Below are 17,480 nucleotides of genomic sequence, written 5' to 3' on the forward strand. Positions count from 1 at the left end.
GTGGACCTGAAGTTTTCCAACGCCGAGCCATTCGCGGAGGAACGCGAGGCCATTGATCGGCGGTTGGGCGTGCCCGACGAGGGTGGCTGGCACGGCGGTGAACGCGATGAAAAGGACCACCGCCGCTCGCACGGCGGCCACGCGGCGCGCGCGCGGCGGCACCTGGTGCTGGAGGCGCTGCACGCGGTCAACGACCGCGTGGGCTGGATCAGCCCCGGCGCGCTGAACTACATCGGCAAGCGGCTCAGCGTCGCGGCCGCCGATGTCTACAGCGTGGCAACGTTTTATGCGCTGTTCTCCACCAACCCCCGGCCCAGGCGCATCGTCCACGTCTGCACCGACATCGCCTGCAAGGCGCGCGGATCGGACGATGTCTGTGCCGGGCTGGAGGCGCGGCTGGGGCCGGCCGCGGCCGACTCCGGCTGGAAGCACAGTCCCTGCCTCGGTTTGTGCGAGCGTGCCCCGGCCGCGCTGGCGGTGGAAGCCGGCGAAACACCCCACGAGCACCTGATCGGCTTTGCCACCGTCGACGAGATCGTCCGCGCACTGGCGGTCGGCCCGGGGACACTCGCGGCCGAGGCGCCACCGGTCACGGCGGTGCCACAGGCCGGTGACGAGGGTCTGATGCTGCTCAAGCGCATTGGCCGCGTCGACCCGCAGAGCATCGACGACTACCTCGCCGCCGATGGTTACGTCGGACTGCGCCGGGCGTTCGAGCAGGGGCCCGAGTGGATCATCGGCGAGATCAAGGACTCGCGGCTGATGGGGCGCGGGGGCGCCGCGTTCCCGACCGGCGTCAAGTGGGAAAGCACCGCCAGGCAGCCGGCCACGCCGCGCTACATCGTCTGCAACGCCGACGAGAGCGAGCCCGGCACGTTCAAGGATCTCATCATCCTCGAAGGCGACCCGTTCTCGTTGATCGAGTCGATGACCATCGCCGGCTACGCCATCGGCGCCGAGCGCGGCTACATCTACCTGCGTGGCGAGTATCCCGGCGCCTACCGCCTCCTTCGCAACGCCATCCAAGCGGCCCAAGAGCGCGGACTTCTGGGTGCCAATATCCTCGGCAGCGGGTGGAGCTTCGAGCTGGAGATCCGGCGCGGCGCCGGTGCCTACATCTGCGGGGAGGAGACCGCCATCTTCAACTCGATCGAGGGCTACCGCGGCGAGCCGCGCTCCAAGCCGCCGTTCCCGTTCGAGCACGGCCTGTTCGGCAAGCCGACGGTGGTCAACAACGTCGAGACCCTGTGCAACGTGCCGCTGATCATGCGCATCGGCGGCGCGCAGTACGCCAGGATCGGCACCGAGGGCTCCACCGGCCCCAAGCTGTTCTGCGTATCGGGCAACCTGGTACGCCCCGGCGTCTACGAGGTGCCGTTCGGCGCGACCCTGGGCGAGCTTCTCGATCTGGCTGGCGGCGTTCCGCCGGGCCGCACCCTGCAGGCGGTGTTGCTGGGCGGCGCCGCCGGCGGATTCGTGCGCCCGGACGAACTCCAGATTCCGCTCACCTTCGAGGGCGCCCGCGCCAACAACACCACGCTGGGCTCGGGCGTGGTGCTGGCTTTCGACGACACCGTCGATCTGCCGGCCATTCTGCTGCGCATCGCGCGCTTCTTCCGCGACGAATCCTGCGGCCAGTGCGTGCCCTGCCGCGTGGGCACGGTGCGGCAGGAAGAGGCGCTGCTGCGCATCATTCACAAGCGCCGCGACGCAGCTGCCAAGGAGCGCGACATCGTGGTGCTGCGCGATGTCGGCCAGGCGATGAAGGACGCCTCGATCTGCGGCCTCGGCCAGGCCGCGTGGAACGCCATCGAGTCGGCCATCGACCGCCTCGGCGTGCTCAAGGAGAGCCCATGAACGCGCGCGATCCACGCTATCCGCCCGAAGCGAACCCACCCGCGCAGCCGGTCACCATCACGGTGGATGGCGAGGCGGTGAGCGTGCCGCAGGGCAGCACCATCCTGGACGCCTGCAAGGCAGCCGGCAAGGACACGCCGACGCTTTGCTACGGCGACACGCTCACGCCCAAGAACGCGTGCCGCGTCTGCATGGTCGAGCTGAAAGGCGCGCGCGTGCTGGTGCCTTCGTGCTCGCGCAAGGTCCAGCCCGACATGGTGGTCATGACCGACACCGAACGCGTGCGCCACAGCCGCCGCCTGGTGCTCGAGATGTTGGGCTCCTCGGTCGATCTGTCCACCACGCCGCGCATCCCCGAGTGGATGGCGCGTTACGACGCCTGCCCAGACCGGTTCGGCGAAAAGGCCGGCGAGAGCCTGCGGCGCGACATCCATGAGCCCGGCGAGCACCACGCGGGCGATGGCAGCGTCGCCGCCACGATGAGCCAGCCCGACAAGGTGGACAACGACCTGTACGTGCGCGAATACAGCAAGTGCATCCTTTGCTACAAGTGCGTGGACGCCTGCGGCACCCAGTGGCAAAACAGCTTCGCGATCCAGATCGCGGGTCGCGGGTTCGACTCGCAGATCTCCACCGAATACGCCGTCGATCTGCCCGATTCGGCCTGTGTCTATTGCGGCAACTGCGTCGAGGTTTGCCCCACGGGGGCGCTGTCGTTCAAGTCCGAATACGACATGCGCGCCGCGGGCACCTGGGACGAGTCAAGACAAACCGAGACCACCACCGTGTGCACCTATTGCGGGGTCGGCTGCAACCTGAACCTGCACGTGCAGGACAACCAGATCGTCAAGGTGACCTCACCCCACGACCACCCGGTCAGCCACGGCAACCTGTGCATCAAGGGCCGGTTCGGTTTTCAGCACGTTCAGAGCCGCAAGAAGGGCGAGAGCGAATAGCCGGCGAGTGCTCGGGCGGCCTGCCTTCAGCGCAGCACCTGGCGGTGATCTTGATCGACCCGTCGGGTCAAGCCGCATCGATCCAGGTGCTCCAGCAGCGGGATCGCCACCCGCCGGGAAGTGTCCAAGGCCTGCCGTGCCTGGCTGGTGGTAAAGGGCTGCGGCAGTTGTGCCAAGGCCCGCAGCGCCAGCGCGGGCGCGGATGGCAGCAGCACCACGCCACCGGGCAGGCGCAGCACGCGCCGCGCGCGCTCGGCGGCGGCCAGTTCACGCGCGCCCAGGGCGAGCGCTGCCAGCTCGTCGGCCTTTGGCGCACCGAAGGGGTTGGCGGCCAGCCGCGCCTCCAGCCTGGCCACAGCGGCCTCGGCATGGCCAAGGTCGGCGCGAACGCGCGGCAGCCGAATGTGGCCGTTGTGCAGCTCGAGCCTGGCATCCGTGGCCAGCCGATTGATGAAGGGCCCCGCCGGTGCGGGGAGGGCGTCGCGTGCCGCACCTTCGGAGACGCCCGGCGTGAGCGCATCGCGCTGGTCGTCGCGTTCGACCAGAACCCGCAGCTGGCGCGCCCAATCGTCGTAGCTGGGCTGGTGCACCCACCAGCGGCCCAGCTCGCGGATCTGGGGTGGCGGTGTCGCGTCCGGGCCCAACAGGCCGATTCGGCGCAGATCTTCCACCGCCACCGCGCCGCGCTCTGCCACCTTGACGAGCACGTCGCCTTCGAGCGGCATCGCGGCCAGGGCCCGCGCGCGCCGGTTGCCGTCGCCGCGGCGTTTGAGCGGGGGCGGCTCGGCGTCCAGCACATGGACGCCGCCCACCACCAGGCGCCGGCCCGGATCGCGCAGCAGCAGCCGGTCGCCCACGATCAGCGGCAGCGGCCAGGCCAGGGTGATGCGGGCATGCTCGGCGTCAAAGCAGCGCAGCCGAGCCGGCACGGCGGCCGTGCCCACATGCACGACAAGTTGCGCGGGCACATCGCCCAGCGCGGCGCCACCGCAGCAGCGCGCGTCGACGGTGGCGGTCATGGGCCATGCATCGGGCGCCACCAGCGCCTGGCCGCGACGAACGTCCGCTGCGGGCACGCCGCGCAGGTTGACCGCGACCCGGTTCACGGCTTTCAGGCTGTCTGCGGGGGCGTCGCGCGACTCCAGCCCGCGCACTGCGACCTGGCGTCGATCGCGTCCATGGCCGACCACCTCGAGCACATCGCCCTGGGTCAGCGTGCCCGCCGCCAGCGTTCCGGTGACCACGGTGCCCGCGCCGGAGATGCTGAACGAGCGGTCGATCCACAGCCGCAGCCGGTCGCGGGCGTCCGGCGCCGGGGTTACGGCCAGGACCTGATCGAGCGCCTGTTTGAGTTCGTCCAGTCCGTTGCCGTGCGCGGCCGACACGGCGACTGCGGGCGCGTCCCGCAGACCCGTGTCCGCAAACTCGCTTCGAGCGCGCGCCATCGCCTGCGCCACCCGCTCGGGCGCGCGGTCGACCTTGGTCACCACGATCAGCCCGTGGCGGACGCCGAACGCCGCAATCGCATCGCGGTGCTCGCTGGACTGCGCCGACCAGCCTTCGTCCGCCGCCACCACAAAGCACACCACCGGCGCCGTTGCCAGCCCGGCCAGCGCATTGCCGATGAAGCGCTCGTGGCCGGGGACATCGACAAAGGCGACTTCGCGGCCCGAGGGCAATGTCGTCCATGCAAAGCCGAGATCGATGGTGAGGCCGCGCCGGCGCTCTTCAGCCCAGCGATCCGGCTCCATGCCGGTGAGCGCGCGGATCAGCGTGCTTTTGCCATGGTCCACGTGACCAGCCGTTGCGACGACGTGCGTCGTCATGATGTGTCGCGCGGCCCGTTGCTTGCGTCGGCCACCGGCCGCAGCGGGGAGGGTGATCGGCTCGATACGGCGGCCATCAGGGCGGATTGCACCCGCCCTGGGGCCGACTCGCCGGCGCGGGCTCGCCGCCGGACAGCTTGCACGAGCGCGCGCGCAGCCGCATCGCCGGGACGCGCATGGACCGCAGCGACCGCTGGCAGGGCGAGCAGCAGGTCGGTGCGCGCAATCATCCGGTGCACATCGTCGCGGTGGGGCTTGCGGGTCATTTCGCACTTCGGTGGTGCCGGCATGGTGGCAGTCGGCGGAGGCGGACGGGAATCGAACCCGCCAGGCCGAGATGCTCGGCCTCTCCGATTTTGAAGACCGGGGGGACCACCAGGAACCCAGACACCTCCCTGCGGCGCGGATACTAGCACCCCCAATCGGGGGCTGAGAGCTTGAGAGTCTTTTGCCCACGCCCGCTGATCACGCCAAAACACGCCCACTCTTCGTTGCAAATGCTCGCCGTAGCCCCAGCTACGACTGCGCTTTGCCCTTGCAGGGCGCGGGTCAGCCACAGGCTGACCCTCTTCGTGCCGTCCAATGGCGCGCAGGCGCCATTGGAGCCGCGGCACTCAGCCTCGATTGGCCGCGTTTTGACGCGCTCCTCGGGCACGTCCAAAAAACTCTCAACCTCTGAGATCAAACATCCCAGTCTTCACTCGCAGCGCGATGTCGCGCCCACCCTCTTGCAGGGGACATCGCCCGTGACCGGGGAGACCCCGGCCACGGCGATCGCTGGCTTGGCTTGTTCCGCGGCCATTGGGCTCTTTGCGTTTCATCGGCTGCGCGCGGCGCGCAGCGCCATGGACAACTGGCATGCGTCGGCACCGGTTCATGTCGGGTGCGAATCATTGCAAGGCAGGCATGCCAATGCGAGGCGATGCATCGGCAATCATGGCGTCGCGACGGGTCTTGGGCCGCTTTTGAATCGATGGCTGTTTTCGATGTGTCTGAAATCGCTGCAGCCGTTGGTTGACTTCAAAACGGCAGGCTGCACTCAAGCGCCCAGCGCGTTGATGCCCTTGTAGAACATGTACAGCGCCAGCGCGATCAGCACCACGGCAAAGGCGCGCTTGAGCTTGCCGACCGGCAGCGCATGCGCGGCGCGCGCGCCCAGCGGCGCCATCAGCACGCTGCAGCAGGCGATCACGATGAGCGCCGGCAGCCACAGGTAGCCGATCGAGTGGGGCGGCAGATAGTGCAGGCCCTGGCCGGCCGCGATGTAGCCCGCCACGTTGGCCAGTGCGATCGGAAAGCCCAGCGCCGCGCTGGTGGCCACGGCGTTGTGAATGGCCACGTTGCACCAGGTCATGAACGGAACGCTGACAAAGCCGCCGCCTGCACCCACCAAACCCGACAGGAAGCCGATGACCCCGCCCGTGCCCAGCAACCCGGGCATGCCAGGCAACTGGCGCGTGGCGGCCGGCTTCTTGTTCAGGAACATCTGCACGGCCGAAAAGCTGACGAAGCTGGCAAAGATGAAGTACAGCAGCGCACCCTTGAGCAGCGAGAACACGCCCAGGCTGGCCACCATGGCGCCACCCACGATGCCGGGCGCCAGTCCGCGCACGATGTCCCAGCGTACGGCGCCCTTCTTGTGGTGCGCGCGCACGCTGCTGATCGAGGTGAAGATGATGGTGGCCATCGAGGTGGCGATCGCCATCTTCACGGCCAGGCCCGGCGCCACGCCGCGCGCGCCCAGCATCGCCGAGATGAAGGGCACCATGATCATGCCGCCGCCGATGCCCAGCAGGCCCGCCAGAAAGCCGGTCGTGAGGCCGAGCGCGGCCAGTTCGAGGATCAGCAAGGGTTCGATCGGCATCAGAGGCTTCGCCGCTTCAAGGCGGTCAAGTCATTCAAGGAACAAGCGGCCGCGCAGCAGGCCCTGCCAGCGGACGCCGTGGCCGGACCTGCGCCGGCCACTGGCGTTGTCCCCCCTTGTCGAAAGGGGGGATGGCGCGCCAGCGCCTCAGGGGGGAACGCCGAATAAGGTGTCTGCGAATGCCGCCGGACCGTCATCCTGAACGCGGGGGTTCAGGTGGGCGAGGTCAGACTGGTCTTGGGTTCATCTGACGCGAGATGATCACGCCGACCAGACGATGTTCCAAGCCCGGGCTCATATGAGCATTGGTTCAAGGAAATATAAAGCCCGACGCGCACCGCAGACAAGGGCGATTCTAAGGCTTTGCGGCCTTCTACAAAAGCTGGCCGTCGTCGGACAGCGCCCGATCGAGCTGCTGCAGCAGCCCGGCCAGCGCGGCCTGGTCGCCGGGCGCGCCGGCCGGCGCGGGGCCGGGGGCGGGCACCGATGCAGGGGGCGCTGGCGTGGGCGCGGGCTCATTCAATTCGAAGGCCAGATTCAGCGCGGCCAGCACGGCGATGCGGTCGCGCGCGCGAATCTTGCCGGCGTCGCGAATCTTGCACATGGCGGCGTCCACGCGCTGCACCGCCGCATGCAGGCGCGCCTCGCCGCCTTCGGGGCAGCCCAGCAGGTAGCCTTGGCCCATGATCTGAACTTCGAGCTGCTTCATGGCTTGTCATCCGTTGGAGCCAGGGAGGCGGGCTGGGAGGCGGGCTGGGAGGCGGGCTGGGAGGCGGGCAGCTTGTCGATCAGCGCGTCCACGCGCGCGCGCGCGGCCAGCAGACGCGAGCGCAGGCTGTCGCGTTCCTGCGTGAGGGCTTGCACCTGCTGGGCCAGCAATTCGTTGGTGCGGCGCAGTTCGTCGTGACGCACAAGCAGGCGCTCGACGCGCTCGGCAATCTGGTCGATCAGGGGCACAGAGGTCATGGGGCGCCGGCGGGGCAGACAAGGAGGCGCTCGATTGTACCGGCCTGGTGCGGCGCCATTCCGGTGCGCTCGCCGCCAGCGCCCGGGTCATCGGCCTGCGCCGCGGCACGCAAAAAAAGCCGGCCCGCGAGCCGGCTGGGGGTGGCTTGCCGCCTTGGTCAGCGCACCTGGTCGAAGAACTGACGCGCCGCCGCCATGCAGAACGGCGGCTCGTAGGTGCCGTGGTAGTTGGCGTAGTAGGTGGCGAACGCGGCCGAGTTCGGGTCGGTGGGTGCCACGCCGCCGGGACCAAAGGCCTTCTGGACCTGCGCGTCGACGTCGACCGAGCCGACGTTCTTCAGGCCGTTGTTCACGAAGTTGTTGAACATCGGTGTCTGATGCACGGCATAGACCACGGTCGGGTCGCCCGCACCGCCGCACAGCAGGGTGGGGGCCTTGGGCTTCCAGTTGAACAAGGTGTTGGCCTGCGCGTCCACGCTGATGCCGGCCTTGTCGTCGGTCATCATGCTTTGCAAAAAGGCCGGCTGCATCAGCGCGTCGCGCGCCTGGTTGGGCGTGCCTCCGGGCAGCTTGCCGGTACTGATCAGGGTGGTGGTGGTCAGCGTGGGGCTGGGCAGCAGGTTCTCGATCCAGTCGGAGTAGGGCGCCTTGAACGCGTCCTGCGGCTTGGCGTAGACATTGCCGTAGACCTTTTGCCAGGCGGTGATGATGAAGGGCACGAAGAACTGGTAGCCTGCAATGGCGTCGGGCACCTTCATCGATCCGGCCAGGTTGTAGGGGCCCGCCAGGTGGGCGCTGGCCACCACGTTGAACTCGCTGCCGTAATTGCTTTCGGCGGCGCGCTGCGAGGCCATGGATGCGTGCCCGCCCTGCGAGTAGCCGCTGAACATGACCTTGCCCGACAGCGTCACATCCACCGGCTTGACCGCAATGCGCGCGGCGCGCACCGAATCGATGACGGATGTGGCCTCGGAGTCGGCGTGCAGATAGGGGTGAAAGGGGTAGGTGGACTGTGCGTAGCCCAGGTAGTCGGTGGCCACCACCGAATAGCCCTGCGCGGCGTAGAAGGCCGCCAACATCAGTGTCTCGCCGTCTTGGGGGTTGGCCATGGTACGCGTCTTGGACAGGTCGGTGCCGCGCGAATAGGCCACCAGCGGCGTGGGCTTGGTGGCGCAGTCCGAGCCCAGCGGGCCGGTGGGCACCAGCAGCGCGCCCGATGCGTTGGCCCCTTTTTCGCCCTTGGCGCCCACGGTGACGTAGTTCAGCAGCAGGATTTTCACGCCGCACTTGGCCGTGCCGGTCAGCGCCTGTAGGCCGCTGGATGCCGTGGCCGCGTCGATCTGGGCGGGCGTCAGCTCGCCGACCACGCGGGCCGGGTCGATCAAATCGCCCCGCTTGGGCCCCGAATCGTCGTCGGAGCCGCCGCAGGCGACCAACAGCGCCGCGGCCGCGGCCATGGCAGACAGTTGAAGCAATTTCATGATGAACCCTCTCGTTGTTGAAGCCAGGCAAACAGCTCGCCATCGTGCGCACGCGAAGGCCGTGCATCCATTGGGGAATACGCGCGGTTCGCGTCCCGGGGGCGACGCCTGCCAGGCCCCGGCCCATCAGGCTGCTGCGGCGGCGGCTGCGCGCGGCATGCGCGCCTCGCGGATCGGCAGGTTGATGACCGCGGCCATCAGCGCCAGCGCGATGTCGGCGCCCCACATCCAGCCGTAGTTGCCAAAGCGGGTGACGGCCAGCCCGCCCAGCCAGGCGCCCAGAAAGCCGCCGATCTGGTGGCTGAGCAAGGTCAGGCCAAACAACGTGCCCAGGTAGCGCACGCCGAACAGCTTGCCGATGATGCCCGCCGTGGGCGGCACGGTGGCCAGCCAGGTCAGGCCCAGGCCGATGGCAAAGACATAGAACACCCAGGGCTCGCTGGGCATCAGCAGATACCAGCCGATCAGCGCCGCGCGGCTGGCGTACATCAGCGCCAAGATCATCTTGCTTCGGTATACGCCCACCAGATGGCCCACCCACAGGCTGCCGACGATGTTGGACAGCCCGATCAGCGCCAGCGCCGTGCTGGCCACCGTGGGCGCCAGGCCGCACAGGTCCACTTCGGTGGGCAGGTGCGTGACCAGAAGCGCGATGTGAAAGCCGCAGGTGAAAAAGCCCGCGTGCAGCAGCCAGTAGCTGCGGTCGCCCAGCGCCTGGCGCAGCGCCTGGCGCAGGCCGCCGGCCGGCGCCACCGCGTGCGCCGGGTGGGCGTGTCCGTGGCCGCCGCGCGTCAGCTTGCCCACCAGCGGCAGCGCGGCCAGCACCAGCACCGCCAGGCTGTACAGCGCGCCCATCCAGCCCAGCAACTGGATCAGCTTTTGCGTCACCGGCGCGAACACGAACTGCCCCAGCGAGCTGCCGGCATTGATCACCCCCGCGGCCGTGCCGCGCGCCTCGTCCGACATGCGCTGCGCCGCCGCACCGATCAGCACCGAGAAGCTGCCCGCGCCCGCGCCCATGGCCACCAGCAGGCCTTGCGTGAAGATCAGGCCCCAGCTGGAGCCCCACAGCGGCGTCAGCGCCATGCCCAGCGCCATCACCACGATGCCGGTCAGCAGCACCGGGCGCGCGCCCCAGCGGTCGGCGGCGGCGCCGGCCAGCGGCTGGATCGCCCCCCAACTGAACTGGGCAATGGCGAAGGCAAAGCTGATGGTGACGATGCCCAGGCCGGTGGAGGTGTTGATCGGCCCCAGGAACAGGCCCAGCGACTGGCGCGCGCCCATGGTCACCATCAGGATGCCGGCCGCGGCCAGGGTGATGGCCAGGGCGCCGGGTTCTTTCAGTTTGGAGAGCATGGAAGGTTTTGAAGTTTGAGCCGCGACTCGACACGAGAGCATCGGTTGGCCCAATCATAGGGTTCGATCGGCGATCGAATAAGCCCATAATCGGGCGCAATGCGTCAATGATTTGTTGACAATGAACCTGCGCAGCACCGCTTCCTCATCGCTTCGAGCCGCCGGCGCCACGCCGCCCGAGGCGTTCTGGCTGCCGTCCTGGCACGCCTTCATCAAGACGGTGGAGCTGGGCAGCATGGCGGCGGCCGCGCGCGCGCTGGACTGTACGCGCGCGCAGGTCAGCCGGCAGATGGCCGAGCTGGAGGCGCAGTTGGGTGCGCGCCTGCTGGAGCGTTCCACCCGCCGCCTGCGGCCCACGCCGGCCGGCGAGGTGTTCTTGCAGCACGCGCGCCAGGCGCTGGACAGCGTGGCCGCCACGCAGACCGCCCTGGGTCAGCAGGAGGGCAGCCCGCGCGGCGTGCTGCGCATCAGCGCCACCATCACCTTCGGACGGATTTACGTCGCCCCGCTGCTGCCGGCGCTGCTGGCGGCGCACCCGCAACTGGTGTGCGAGCTGATCCTGACCGATCAGCTGGTGGACCTGGTGCAAGACCAGATCGATCTGGCCCTGCGCATGACGCGCAATCCGCCGCAGGATGCGGTGGCGCGGCGCATCGCCCCTATCGAGCGTGGCGTGTTTGCCGCGCCCGACTACCTGGCCGCGCACGGCGTGCCCGCCAGCGTGCCCGATCTGGCGCGCCACCAGACCCTGAGCTACCTCCTGACCGATGACGACCACTGGCGCCTGCAAGATGCGGGCGGCACCGAGCACCGCCTGCCCACCACCAGCCGCTTGCGCCTGAACAGCACCGACGCGCTGCTGGATGCCGCGCTGGCCGGCCTGGGCCTGACCATCCTGCCGGCCTATCTGGCCGCGCCGCACGTGGTCGCCGGCCGTCTGCAGCGGGTGTTGCCGCAGGTGCAGGCCATCACCCCGCACGGCAACGCCATCTACGCCTGCTACACCCCCAGCCGCGTGCGCAGCCCCAAGGTGCGGGTGCTGCTGGATGCGCTGCACGCGCGCTTCGAGCCGGTGCCGCCGTGGGAGCGGGGCGTTGACGATTCCAAACAGCCGAACGCAGAGGGCGCAAAGGATTCGCAGAGGACCCAAAAAACATCCACTCAAATGCTTTCAAAAAGATAGCGATTCGCGCCCGTTGTACGGGTGCTTTGACTGATGCGAGGCTTATTGCTTCGGCACTTCGACACGCCCGGGGCGAACGGTTCAAACTTCACGGACCCACAATCAATCGTTTGGACTTTTCTGCGTCCTTTGCGCTCTCTTTGCGACCTCTGCGTTCGGCTGTTTTGAAGGGATTCAGCCCGCCGCGATCTGCCGCAGCGCCTGCTCCACCTCGGTGGCCGCTTGCGGCCGCACCACGCGGGCTACCTCACGGCCGTCCTGCAGGAACACCAGCGTCGGCCACAGCTTGACGCGAAAGCTGCGCCCCAGCGGCCGCCCCGGGCCGTCCTCGACCTTGACGTGCGGCACCTGGCTGCCCGCCTGCGCAAAGGCCGAGGCGATGCGCGGCTGCGCGCCCTGGCACCAGCCGCACCAGTTGGCGCCAAACTCCAGCACCAGCGGGCCGGGCGTGGCGTCCACGTCGGCGCGGGTGAAGGTTTCGGGGACGAAGGTGGCGGTGTAGGGCATGGTTTGGCGCACGGTGTGGGGCGACGCCTTCGGCCGCCATGCCGGCGATGGTATCCCCACCCGGGGCGCGGGCAAGCGGGGCTGCGCCAGCGCCGTGGTGCCAAGGCGCTATGGTTGAACCCGATGAGAGCCATGGATGATCTGTCCCAGTTGCCCGACCGCGCGGCCATCGCGCGGCTGGTGGCGCGCTTTTACGTCGACGTGCGCGCCGATGAGCTGCTGGCCCCCGTGTTCGAGCCGCTGCTGCACGACCGCTGGCCGGCGCACCTGACGCGCATGACGGACTTCTGGTGCACCACGCTCAAGCTGGAGCGCAGCTTTCGCGGCGACGTGCACCACAAGCACATGGCGCTGGCCGGCATCACGCCGGCGCACGTGCAGCGCTGGCTGGCTCTGTGGCAGCGCGACACGGCGCTGGAGCTTCAGCCGGCCGCCGCTGCCCGCCTGCAGGACGTGGCGGTGGGCATTGCGCGGGTGATGCACCTGGGCTGGTTTGGCCAGCTGCCCTCGCGCGATCAGTTGCTGGAGGAGTTGGCCTCGGCGTGATGCGGGCCGGCCACGGCGTGCGCGGCGCGCAAGTCGTCCAGCGTGTTGAGGTTGGCAAAGGCCTGTGGATCGTCGCCGGGTCTGTCGAAGGCTGCCAGCGCCGTGCGGTGCCGCGCGCTCCAGTCCAGGATGCGGCGCCCGCCGGTTTGCAGGTACCGCTGCAAACTGCCCGCCAGGCTGGCGCGCAGCAGGCAGAACACCGGCTGGACTTGCAGGTATTGCCGGCCTTTCCCATCACGCTCGGGCGTGGCCACCATGGCCAAATCGGCCTCTTGCGCTTGCAGCGCGTGCGCCAAGCGCTCGCAAAGCGATAGCGGAAAGCGCGGCGTGTCGCAAGGCACGGCGAGCAGCAGCGGCGTGCTGCTGTGCGCCAACCCCGCCAAAAACCCCGCCAGCGGACCGGGAAAATCGGGCCAGTGGTCGGCCAGCACCGGCACGCCGAAGGCCTCGTAATCAGTCCGGTGACGATTGGCGCTGATGCAGATTTGCGCCGGCGGCAGGCTCTGTGCGCGCAGGCGCTCCAGCGCGTGCAGCACCAGCGGCCGGCCCTGGAAGGTTTGCAGGCCCTTGTCGGCGCCGCCCATGCGCGCGCCGCGGCCGCCGGCCAGGATCAGGGCGGTGATGGGCGGCGTTGGCGTCACGAGCGGGCGCACGGATCACCCGCCGATGTAGCTCATCTCCACGCGCGGCGCGGCTTTTTCGGTGTCGGGCGGCAGGCTGGCGCGCAACTCGCTGTAGCGGTCGCTGCGGCCCTGCCAGATGCCGGCGATCGCCTCGCCGATCTGCGCGTCGTCGGCGCCGCCGCGCAGCAGGGCGCGCAAATCGTGCCCCTGGGTGGCGAACAGGCACAGGAACAAGCGTCCGTCCGTTGACAGGCGCGCGCGGTTGCAGGCGCCGCAAAACGGGTGGGTCACGCTGCTGATCACGCCGACTTCGCCCAGCGGGGGGTCGTGCCGGCCATCGGAGCCGACGTAGCCCCAGCGCTCGGCGGTCTCGCCCGGCGCGCTGGCCTGCAGGGGCGCCAGTGGGAATTCGGTTTGCAAAAGGCGGATCACTTCGGCGCCGGGCAGCACCTCGTCCATGCGCCAGCCGTTGGTGGCGCCCACGTCCATGAACTCGATGAAGCGCAGCGTGATGCCGCGGCCGCGAAAATGCCGCGCCATCGGCAGGATCTCGTGGTCGTTGGTGCCGCGCTTGACCACCATGTTGACCTTGATCGGCCCCAGGCCCGCGGCCTGCGCGGCGTCGATGCCGGCCAGCACCTTGTGTACCGGAAACGCCACGTCGTTCATGGCCTGGAACACGGCATCATCCAGACTGTCCAGGCTCACCGTCACGCGCTTCAGGCCCGCTTGCGCCAGCGCCTGGGCCTTACGCTCCAGCAGCGATCCGTTGGTGGTCAGCGTGATGTCCAGCGGCTCGCCGTCGGGTGCGCGCAACGCGGCCAGCTGCTCGATCAGGCCCTCGACGTTCTTGCGCACCAGCGGCTCGCCGCCGGTCAGGCGCAGCTTGCGCACGCCGACGTGGACGAACAGCCGCGCCAGCCGCGTGATCTCTTCAAAGCTCAGCACTTCGGCGCGCGGCAGAAAGGGGTAGCCGGTGCCGAACACCTCCTTGGGCATGCAGTAGGTGCAGCGGAAGTTGCAGCGGTCGGTGACGCTGATGCGCAAGTCGTGCAGCGATCGCCCGCGCGTGTCGCGCAGCGTGCCGTCGGCCGGCGCCAGCGCCCGTGCAGGGACGGCAATGCCAGGCGCCGGAGCGTGACTTCTGCGTCGGGCGGAATACGAAACCGTGTTTGTCCCCATGCAAGCGATTATGCGCAAGCGCCGAAAACGCGCTGCCGGTGGTGGCTTGGCGCGCTGGCGGCGCGCCCGCGCGGGATGCGCCAACACGCTACGATGGATGGCTGCTTGCAATTCAAGGCGCGAATGAACCGCATGTCCTCCCCGTCCAACACCACCCGCCGCCGCTGGCTGCAAACCGCCGCTGCGGGCTTGGCGCTGCCGGCGTCGGCCATGGCTCAGACCAAGCCCGCCAAGGAGCCCCCGCTGCCCGCCGTGGGCAGCGCGCTGGCTCTGGCGCCGGCGCCGCTGCTGGGCGGCGGCCAATTCGAGCCGGCGCAGGCCGAGGGCCGCGTGCTGGTGCTGTACTGGTGGGCCAGCTGGTGCCCGTTTTGCGCCGAGCAAAGCCCCGAGATGCAAAAGCTCTGGCAGGCGCAGCAAGGCCGCGGCCTGCAGATGCTGGCGCTGTCGATCGACAAAAAGCCCGAGGAGGCGGTGGCCTACCTGCGCAAGAAGGGCTACACCTTCCCGGCCGCCTGGCTCTCGCCCGAGTTGCTGAAAACCTACCGCAAGCCCGAAGGCCTGCCCGTCACCGTGGTGCGCGGCAAGGATGGGCGCGTGGCGCAGGCCGAAAAGGGGCAGCTGTTTCCGGAAGACGTGGCGCTGTTGGCGCGGTGGCTGTGAGGGACTGCCTCAACAAACTATCGATTGGATAGCTGCTGGCGCAGATTTGATGTGCCCGATGGGTGTTTTTCATCAAGACCTCCGTTGTTTTGGCGCCTCGGGATCTGCCGGTCCGGGGGCGCCGATCGCGCCGGTACAATTCGACGCTGTTGGTGCTCGCGCGTCGTGGTTCGCACGGCCGCAGTTCAACGGGAAGCAGGAGGGCGCGCCTCGCCATGAGCGCCGCCCAACCTGCGCTGCCCCCGCAACGGTAAGCGGATGCGGCGTCTGCGGATCGTCCGTGGGCGCCGACCGGCTCCTCACACGCCACTGGCCGCGCTGAAACACGCGGTCGGGAAGGCGAGGCGCCGGCTTCTCATCCGTCAGCCCGGATACCGGCCAACAAGGCGGCTTGGCGCTGCCCGCTGCGCGTGCGGTGGAAGGCGCCCGGCCATGTGGGTCCCATTGCCGGCGGGGAAGCCGGTCGGGACGCTTGTCTTGTGTTTCTCATCATGAATCCTGGGTTCTCTTTCTGCCGGCCGGCCGCGTTGCCGCTGGCCCTGGCGTGCGCGTTTTCGGCTGCGGCCGGTTCGGCGTGGGCGCAGACCGATGCCACCACCGTGGCGCAGCTGGGCGCCGTCAATCTGCCCGACACCGTGGTCACCGCCACGCGCGTGGCGCAGCCGTTGACCGACGTGCTGGCCGACGTCACGCTGATCGACCGCCAGCACATCGACGACAGCGGCGCCGTCAACATCAGCGACCTGCTGGCGCGCCAGCCGGGGCTGGAGCTGTCGCGCAACGGGGGGCCGGGCACGGCCTCCAGCATGTTCCTGCGCGGGGCCGAGACGCGCTTTACCGCCGTCTACATCGACGGCGTGCGCGTCGATTCGCAAGCCACCGGCGGCGCGCCCTGGGAGGCCATCAGCCTGTCGCAGGTCGAGCGCATCGAAATCGTGCGCGGGCCGGCGGCGGCGGTGTATGGCTCGGACGCCATTGCCGGCGTGATCCAGATCTTCACCCGCAAGGGCGAGGGCCCGTTCACGCCCTACGTCGGCGTGGGCGCGGGCAATCGCCGCACCGGCAAGCTGGAGGCGGGCTTTTCCGGCGCCAACGGCGCGCTGGACTACTCGCTGGGCGCCGCGCGCGAAGTCAGCCGCGGCTACAACAGCCGGCCCGGCGCCAACCCCGATCTGGACGGCTATCGCCAAAGCTCGGCCAGCGGCCGGCTGGGCATGCAGCTGAACCAGGAGCACCGCATCGACCTGACGGGCACCTACACCAACATGGATGCCCAGTACGACGGCTTTGCCCCCGGCCTGGACGACCACGGCCTGAACCGCCTGAGCACGCTGGGCGCGCAGTGGTCGGCGCAGTGGAGCAAGAACTACAGCACCCGGCTGTCGGTCAGCGAGTCGCAGCAGCGCTACGAGACCGTGCCCTCGCCCTACCTCACCAAGACCACGCTGCGCAACTACCTGCTGCAAAACGAATGGCGCGAGGGCAATCATCTGCTCACCGCCGCACTCGAGCGGCGCGAGGACCATTTGCTGAACGATCCCATCGACCGCAGCCGCCATCAGGACGGCATTGCCCTGGGCTATGGCTATACCGGCGGGCCGCACACGCTGCAGGTCAACCTGCGCCACGACCGCGACAGCGAATTCGGCGGCCAGACCACCGGCGGGGTGGCCTACGGCTATGGCTTTGCGCCGGGCTGGCGCGTGACGGGCGCGGTGGGCACGGCGTTTCGCGTGCCCACGCTGTACCAGCGCTTCTCGGAATACGGCCAGCCGGCCTTGCAGCCCGAGAAAAGCCGCAACGTCGAGCTCGGCCTGCACTGGGCGCAGGGTGCCAGCCGGTTTGGCGTGACGGCCTATCAAAACCGCGTGAAGAACCTGATCAACTTCGGCGCGCCGGGGCCGTGCGCCGGCCTGTTCGGCTGCTACGAGAACGCCGGCCGCGCCAGGCTGCAGGGCGTGACGCTGTCCGGCGCGCACCGCCTGGGCGCCGTCAACCTGAGCGGCTCGCTGGATTTGCAGCAGCCCAAGAATGCCGACACCGGCAATCTGCTGGCCCGGCGCGCGCAGCGCCTGCTCAAGCTGGCGGCCGACACGCGCGTGGCGGACTGGACGCTGGGCGCCGAGTGGCAGGCCGTCAGCCACCGCTGGGACAACGCGGCCAACACCAAGCGCCTGGGCGGCTACGGCCTGGTCAACCTGTACGCCAGCACGCGCATTGCCCGCCAGTGGGACCTGCTGGCGCGCATCGACAACCTGGGCGACAAGTCCTACCAGCTGGCCGGCGGCTATGCCACGCCGCCGCGCACCTTCTTCGTCGGCCTGCGCTGGACGGGGCGCTGAATAGGGCCTGTCAATGCTATTTTTGGCGGATGCGTTGCGTTCAAAAAGGCCACTTGCCAAGGCGCCAGCCGCAGCCAAGGTGCCAACCTTGGCAAGGCTGGCAACGCCGGCGATGGCCTTTTTGGTCGCAA

16 protein-coding genes, 1 tRNA gene, 1 other RNA gene and 1 riboswitch are annotated in these 17,480 nt (G+C 69.1%); of the genes, 6 read left to right on the forward strand and 12 right to left on the reverse strand.

The window, feature by feature from the left end:
• The gene (locus U1F38_RS06390; protein ID WP_409986221.1) at positions 1-1,857 is read left to right on the forward strand and encodes an NAD(P)H-dependent oxidoreductase subunit E; all 1,857 of its coding nucleotides are present in this window, start codon (positions 1-3) and stop codon (positions 1,855-1,857) included.
• Positions 1,854-2,813, forward strand: a complete 960-nt coding sequence (locus tag U1F38_RS06395; RefSeq protein ID WP_409986222.1) for a 2Fe-2S iron-sulfur cluster-binding protein — start codon at positions 1,854-1,856, stop codon at positions 2,811-2,813. Before U1F38_RS06390 ends, U1F38_RS06395 begins: the two co-directional genes overlap by 4 nt.
• 26 nt (positions 2,814-2,839) lie before the next feature.
• Here the strand turns inward: U1F38_RS06395 and selB are convergent, their stop codons facing one another.
• The 9 genes from selB to U1F38_RS06440 all read right to left on the reverse strand — a co-directional run bounded on the left by selB (position 2,840) and on the right by U1F38_RS06440 (position 10,306).
• Complete coding sequence (selB, locus tag U1F38_RS06400) at positions 2,840-4,639, reverse strand: selenocysteine-specific translation elongation factor (RefSeq protein WP_409986223.1); 1,800 nt, start codon at positions 4,637-4,639, stop codon at positions 2,840-2,842.
• Positions 4,636-4,905 carry a hypothetical protein gene (locus U1F38_RS06405; protein ID WP_409986224.1) on the reverse strand — a complete coding sequence of 90 codons (270 nt, stop codon included), beginning with the start codon at positions 4,903-4,905 and terminating at the stop codon, positions 4,636-4,638. Before U1F38_RS06405 ends, selB begins: the two co-directional genes overlap by 4 nt.
• A 36-nt stretch (positions 4,906-4,941) precedes the next feature.
• Positions 4,942-5,034: transfer RNA gene (locus U1F38_RS06410), tRNA-Sec, on the reverse strand.
• A gap of 644 nt (positions 5,035-5,678) precedes the next feature.
• The gene (locus U1F38_RS06415; protein WP_409986225.1) at positions 5,679-6,503 is read right to left on the reverse strand and encodes a sulfite exporter TauE/SafE family protein; all 825 of its coding nucleotides are present in this window, start codon (positions 6,501-6,503) and stop codon (positions 5,679-5,681) included.
• A gap of 166 nt (positions 6,504-6,669) precedes the next feature.
• A non-coding RNA gene (ssrS, locus tag U1F38_RS06420) (6S RNA) lies at positions 6,670-6,852 on the reverse strand.
• Positions 6,853-6,876: 24 nt separating this feature from the next.
• Complete coding sequence (locus U1F38_RS06425) at positions 6,877-7,212, reverse strand: cell division protein ZapA (protein ID WP_409986226.1); 336 nt, start codon at positions 7,210-7,212, stop codon at positions 6,877-6,879.
• Positions 7,209-7,469, reverse strand: a complete 261-nt coding sequence (locus U1F38_RS06430; protein WP_409986227.1) for a DUF904 domain-containing protein — start codon at positions 7,467-7,469, stop codon at positions 7,209-7,211. The genes U1F38_RS06425 and U1F38_RS06430 overlap by 4 nt, the downstream gene beginning before the upstream one ends.
• A 158-nt stretch (positions 7,470-7,627) precedes the next feature.
• Positions 7,628-8,950: a lipase family protein gene (locus tag U1F38_RS06435; protein ID WP_409986228.1), complete on the reverse strand. Its 1,323-nt coding sequence runs from the start codon at positions 8,948-8,950 to the stop codon at positions 7,628-7,630.
• A 126-nt stretch (positions 8,951-9,076) separates the two neighbouring features.
• Entirely contained in the window at positions 9,077-10,306 is a 1,230-nt protein-coding gene (locus U1F38_RS06440; RefSeq protein ID WP_409986229.1) for an MFS transporter, read from the reverse strand.
• Between the two features lie 121 nt (positions 10,307-10,427).
• On the opposite strand from U1F38_RS06440, the gene U1F38_RS06445 reads away from it, so the two are divergent.
• The gene (locus U1F38_RS06445; RefSeq protein ID WP_409986230.1) at positions 10,428-11,489 is read left to right on the forward strand and encodes a LysR family transcriptional regulator; all 1,062 of its coding nucleotides are present in this window, start codon (positions 10,428-10,430) and stop codon (positions 11,487-11,489) included.
• Between the two features lie 174 nt (positions 11,490-11,663).
• On the opposite strand, the gene U1F38_RS06450 is transcribed toward U1F38_RS06445, so the two are convergent.
• Positions 11,664-11,996 carry a thioredoxin family protein gene (locus U1F38_RS06450; protein ID WP_409986231.1) on the reverse strand — a complete coding sequence of 111 codons (333 nt, stop codon included), beginning with the start codon at positions 11,994-11,996 and terminating at the stop codon, positions 11,664-11,666.
• A gap of 132 nt (positions 11,997-12,128) precedes the next feature.
• On the opposite strand from U1F38_RS06450, the gene U1F38_RS06455 reads away from it, so the two are divergent.
• On the forward strand, positions 12,129-12,542 hold the full coding sequence (locus tag U1F38_RS06455) for a group III truncated hemoglobin (RefSeq protein ID WP_409986232.1): 414 nt from the start codon (positions 12,129-12,131) through the stop codon (positions 12,540-12,542).
• Here the strand turns inward: U1F38_RS06455 and mobA are convergent.
• Both mobA and moaA read right to left on the reverse strand, forming a co-directional pair.
• On the reverse strand, positions 12,512-13,195 hold the full coding sequence (mobA, locus tag U1F38_RS06460; protein WP_409986233.1) for a molybdenum cofactor guanylyltransferase MobA: 684 nt from the start codon (positions 13,193-13,195) through the stop codon (positions 12,512-12,514). The genes U1F38_RS06455 and mobA overlap by 31 nt on opposite strands.
• Positions 13,196-13,198: 3 nt before the next feature.
• Positions 13,199-14,347 (reverse strand): GTP 3',8-cyclase MoaA, encoded by a 1,149-nt coding sequence (moaA, locus tag U1F38_RS06465; RefSeq protein WP_409986234.1) that lies wholly within the window; start codon positions 14,345-14,347, stop codon positions 13,199-13,201.
• 132 nt (positions 14,348-14,479) lie between these two features.
• On the opposite strand from moaA, the gene U1F38_RS06470 reads away from it, so the two are divergent.
• Both U1F38_RS06470 and U1F38_RS06475 read left to right on the forward strand, forming a co-directional pair.
• On the forward strand, positions 14,480-15,007 hold the full coding sequence (locus tag U1F38_RS06470) for a TlpA disulfide reductase family protein (protein WP_409986235.1): 528 nt from the start codon (positions 14,480-14,482) through the stop codon (positions 15,005-15,007).
• Between the two features lie 133 nt (positions 15,008-15,140).
• Positions 15,141-15,405: riboswitch (cobalamin riboswitch) on the forward strand.
• 93 nt (positions 15,406-15,498) lie between these two features.
• On the forward strand, positions 15,499-17,349 hold the full coding sequence (locus tag U1F38_RS06475; RefSeq protein WP_409986236.1) for a TonB-dependent receptor domain-containing protein: 1,851 nt from the start codon (positions 15,499-15,501) through the stop codon (positions 17,347-17,349).
• The last annotated feature ends 131 nt before the right edge of the window (positions 17,350-17,480 follow it).

The sequence above is a fragment of the Ottowia sp. genome (assembly GCF_046348305.1).
In the GTDB taxonomy this organism is placed as follows: domain Bacteria; phylum Pseudomonadota; class Gammaproteobacteria; order Burkholderiales; family Burkholderiaceae_C; genus Ottowia.

Bases quoted from the DNA above. Each gene is read 5' to 3' on its own strand.
- U1F38_RS06395 (WP_409986222.1), top strand. From the start codon at position 1,854: ATGAACGCGCGCGATCCACGCTATCCGCCCGAAGCGAACCCACCCGCG.
- selB (WP_409986223.1), bottom strand. From the start codon at position 4,639: ATGACGACGCACGTCGTCGCAACGGCTGGTCACGTGGACCATGGCAAA.
- U1F38_RS06405 (WP_409986224.1), bottom strand. From the start codon at position 4,905: ATGACCCGCAAGCCCCACCGCGACGATGTGCACCGGATGATTGCGCGC.
- U1F38_RS06415 (WP_409986225.1), bottom strand. From the start codon at position 6,503: ATGCCGATCGAACCCTTGCTGATCCTCGAACTGGCCGCGCTCGGCCTC.
- U1F38_RS06425 (WP_409986226.1), bottom strand. From the start codon at position 7,212: ATGAAGCAGCTCGAAGTTCAGATCATGGGCCAAGGCTACCTGCTGGGC.
- U1F38_RS06430 (WP_409986227.1), bottom strand. From the start codon at position 7,469: ATGACCTCTGTGCCCCTGATCGACCAGATTGCCGAGCGCGTCGAGCGC.
- U1F38_RS06435 (WP_409986228.1), bottom strand. From the start codon at position 8,950: ATGAAATTGCTTCAACTGTCTGCCATGGCCGCGGCCGCGGCGCTGTTG.
- U1F38_RS06440 (WP_409986229.1), bottom strand. From the start codon at position 10,306: ATGCTCTCCAAACTGAAAGAACCCGGCGCCCTGGCCATCACCCTGGCC.
- U1F38_RS06445 (WP_409986230.1), top strand. From the start codon at position 10,428: ATGAACCTGCGCAGCACCGCTTCCTCATCGCTTCGAGCCGCCGGCGCC.
- U1F38_RS06450 (WP_409986231.1), bottom strand. From the start codon at position 11,996: ATGCCCTACACCGCCACCTTCGTCCCCGAAACCTTCACCCGCGCCGAC.
- U1F38_RS06455 (WP_409986232.1), top strand. From the start codon at position 12,129: ATGGATGATCTGTCCCAGTTGCCCGACCGCGCGGCCATCGCGCGGCTG.
- moaA (WP_409986234.1), bottom strand. From the start codon at position 14,347: ATGGGGACAAACACGGTTTCGTATTCCGCCCGACGCAGAAGTCACGCT.
- U1F38_RS06470 (WP_409986235.1), top strand. From the start codon at position 14,480: ATGTCCTCCCCGTCCAACACCACCCGCCGCCGCTGGCTGCAAACCGCC.
- U1F38_RS06475 (WP_409986236.1), top strand. From the start codon at position 15,499: ATGAATCCTGGGTTCTCTTTCTGCCGGCCGGCCGCGTTGCCGCTGGCC.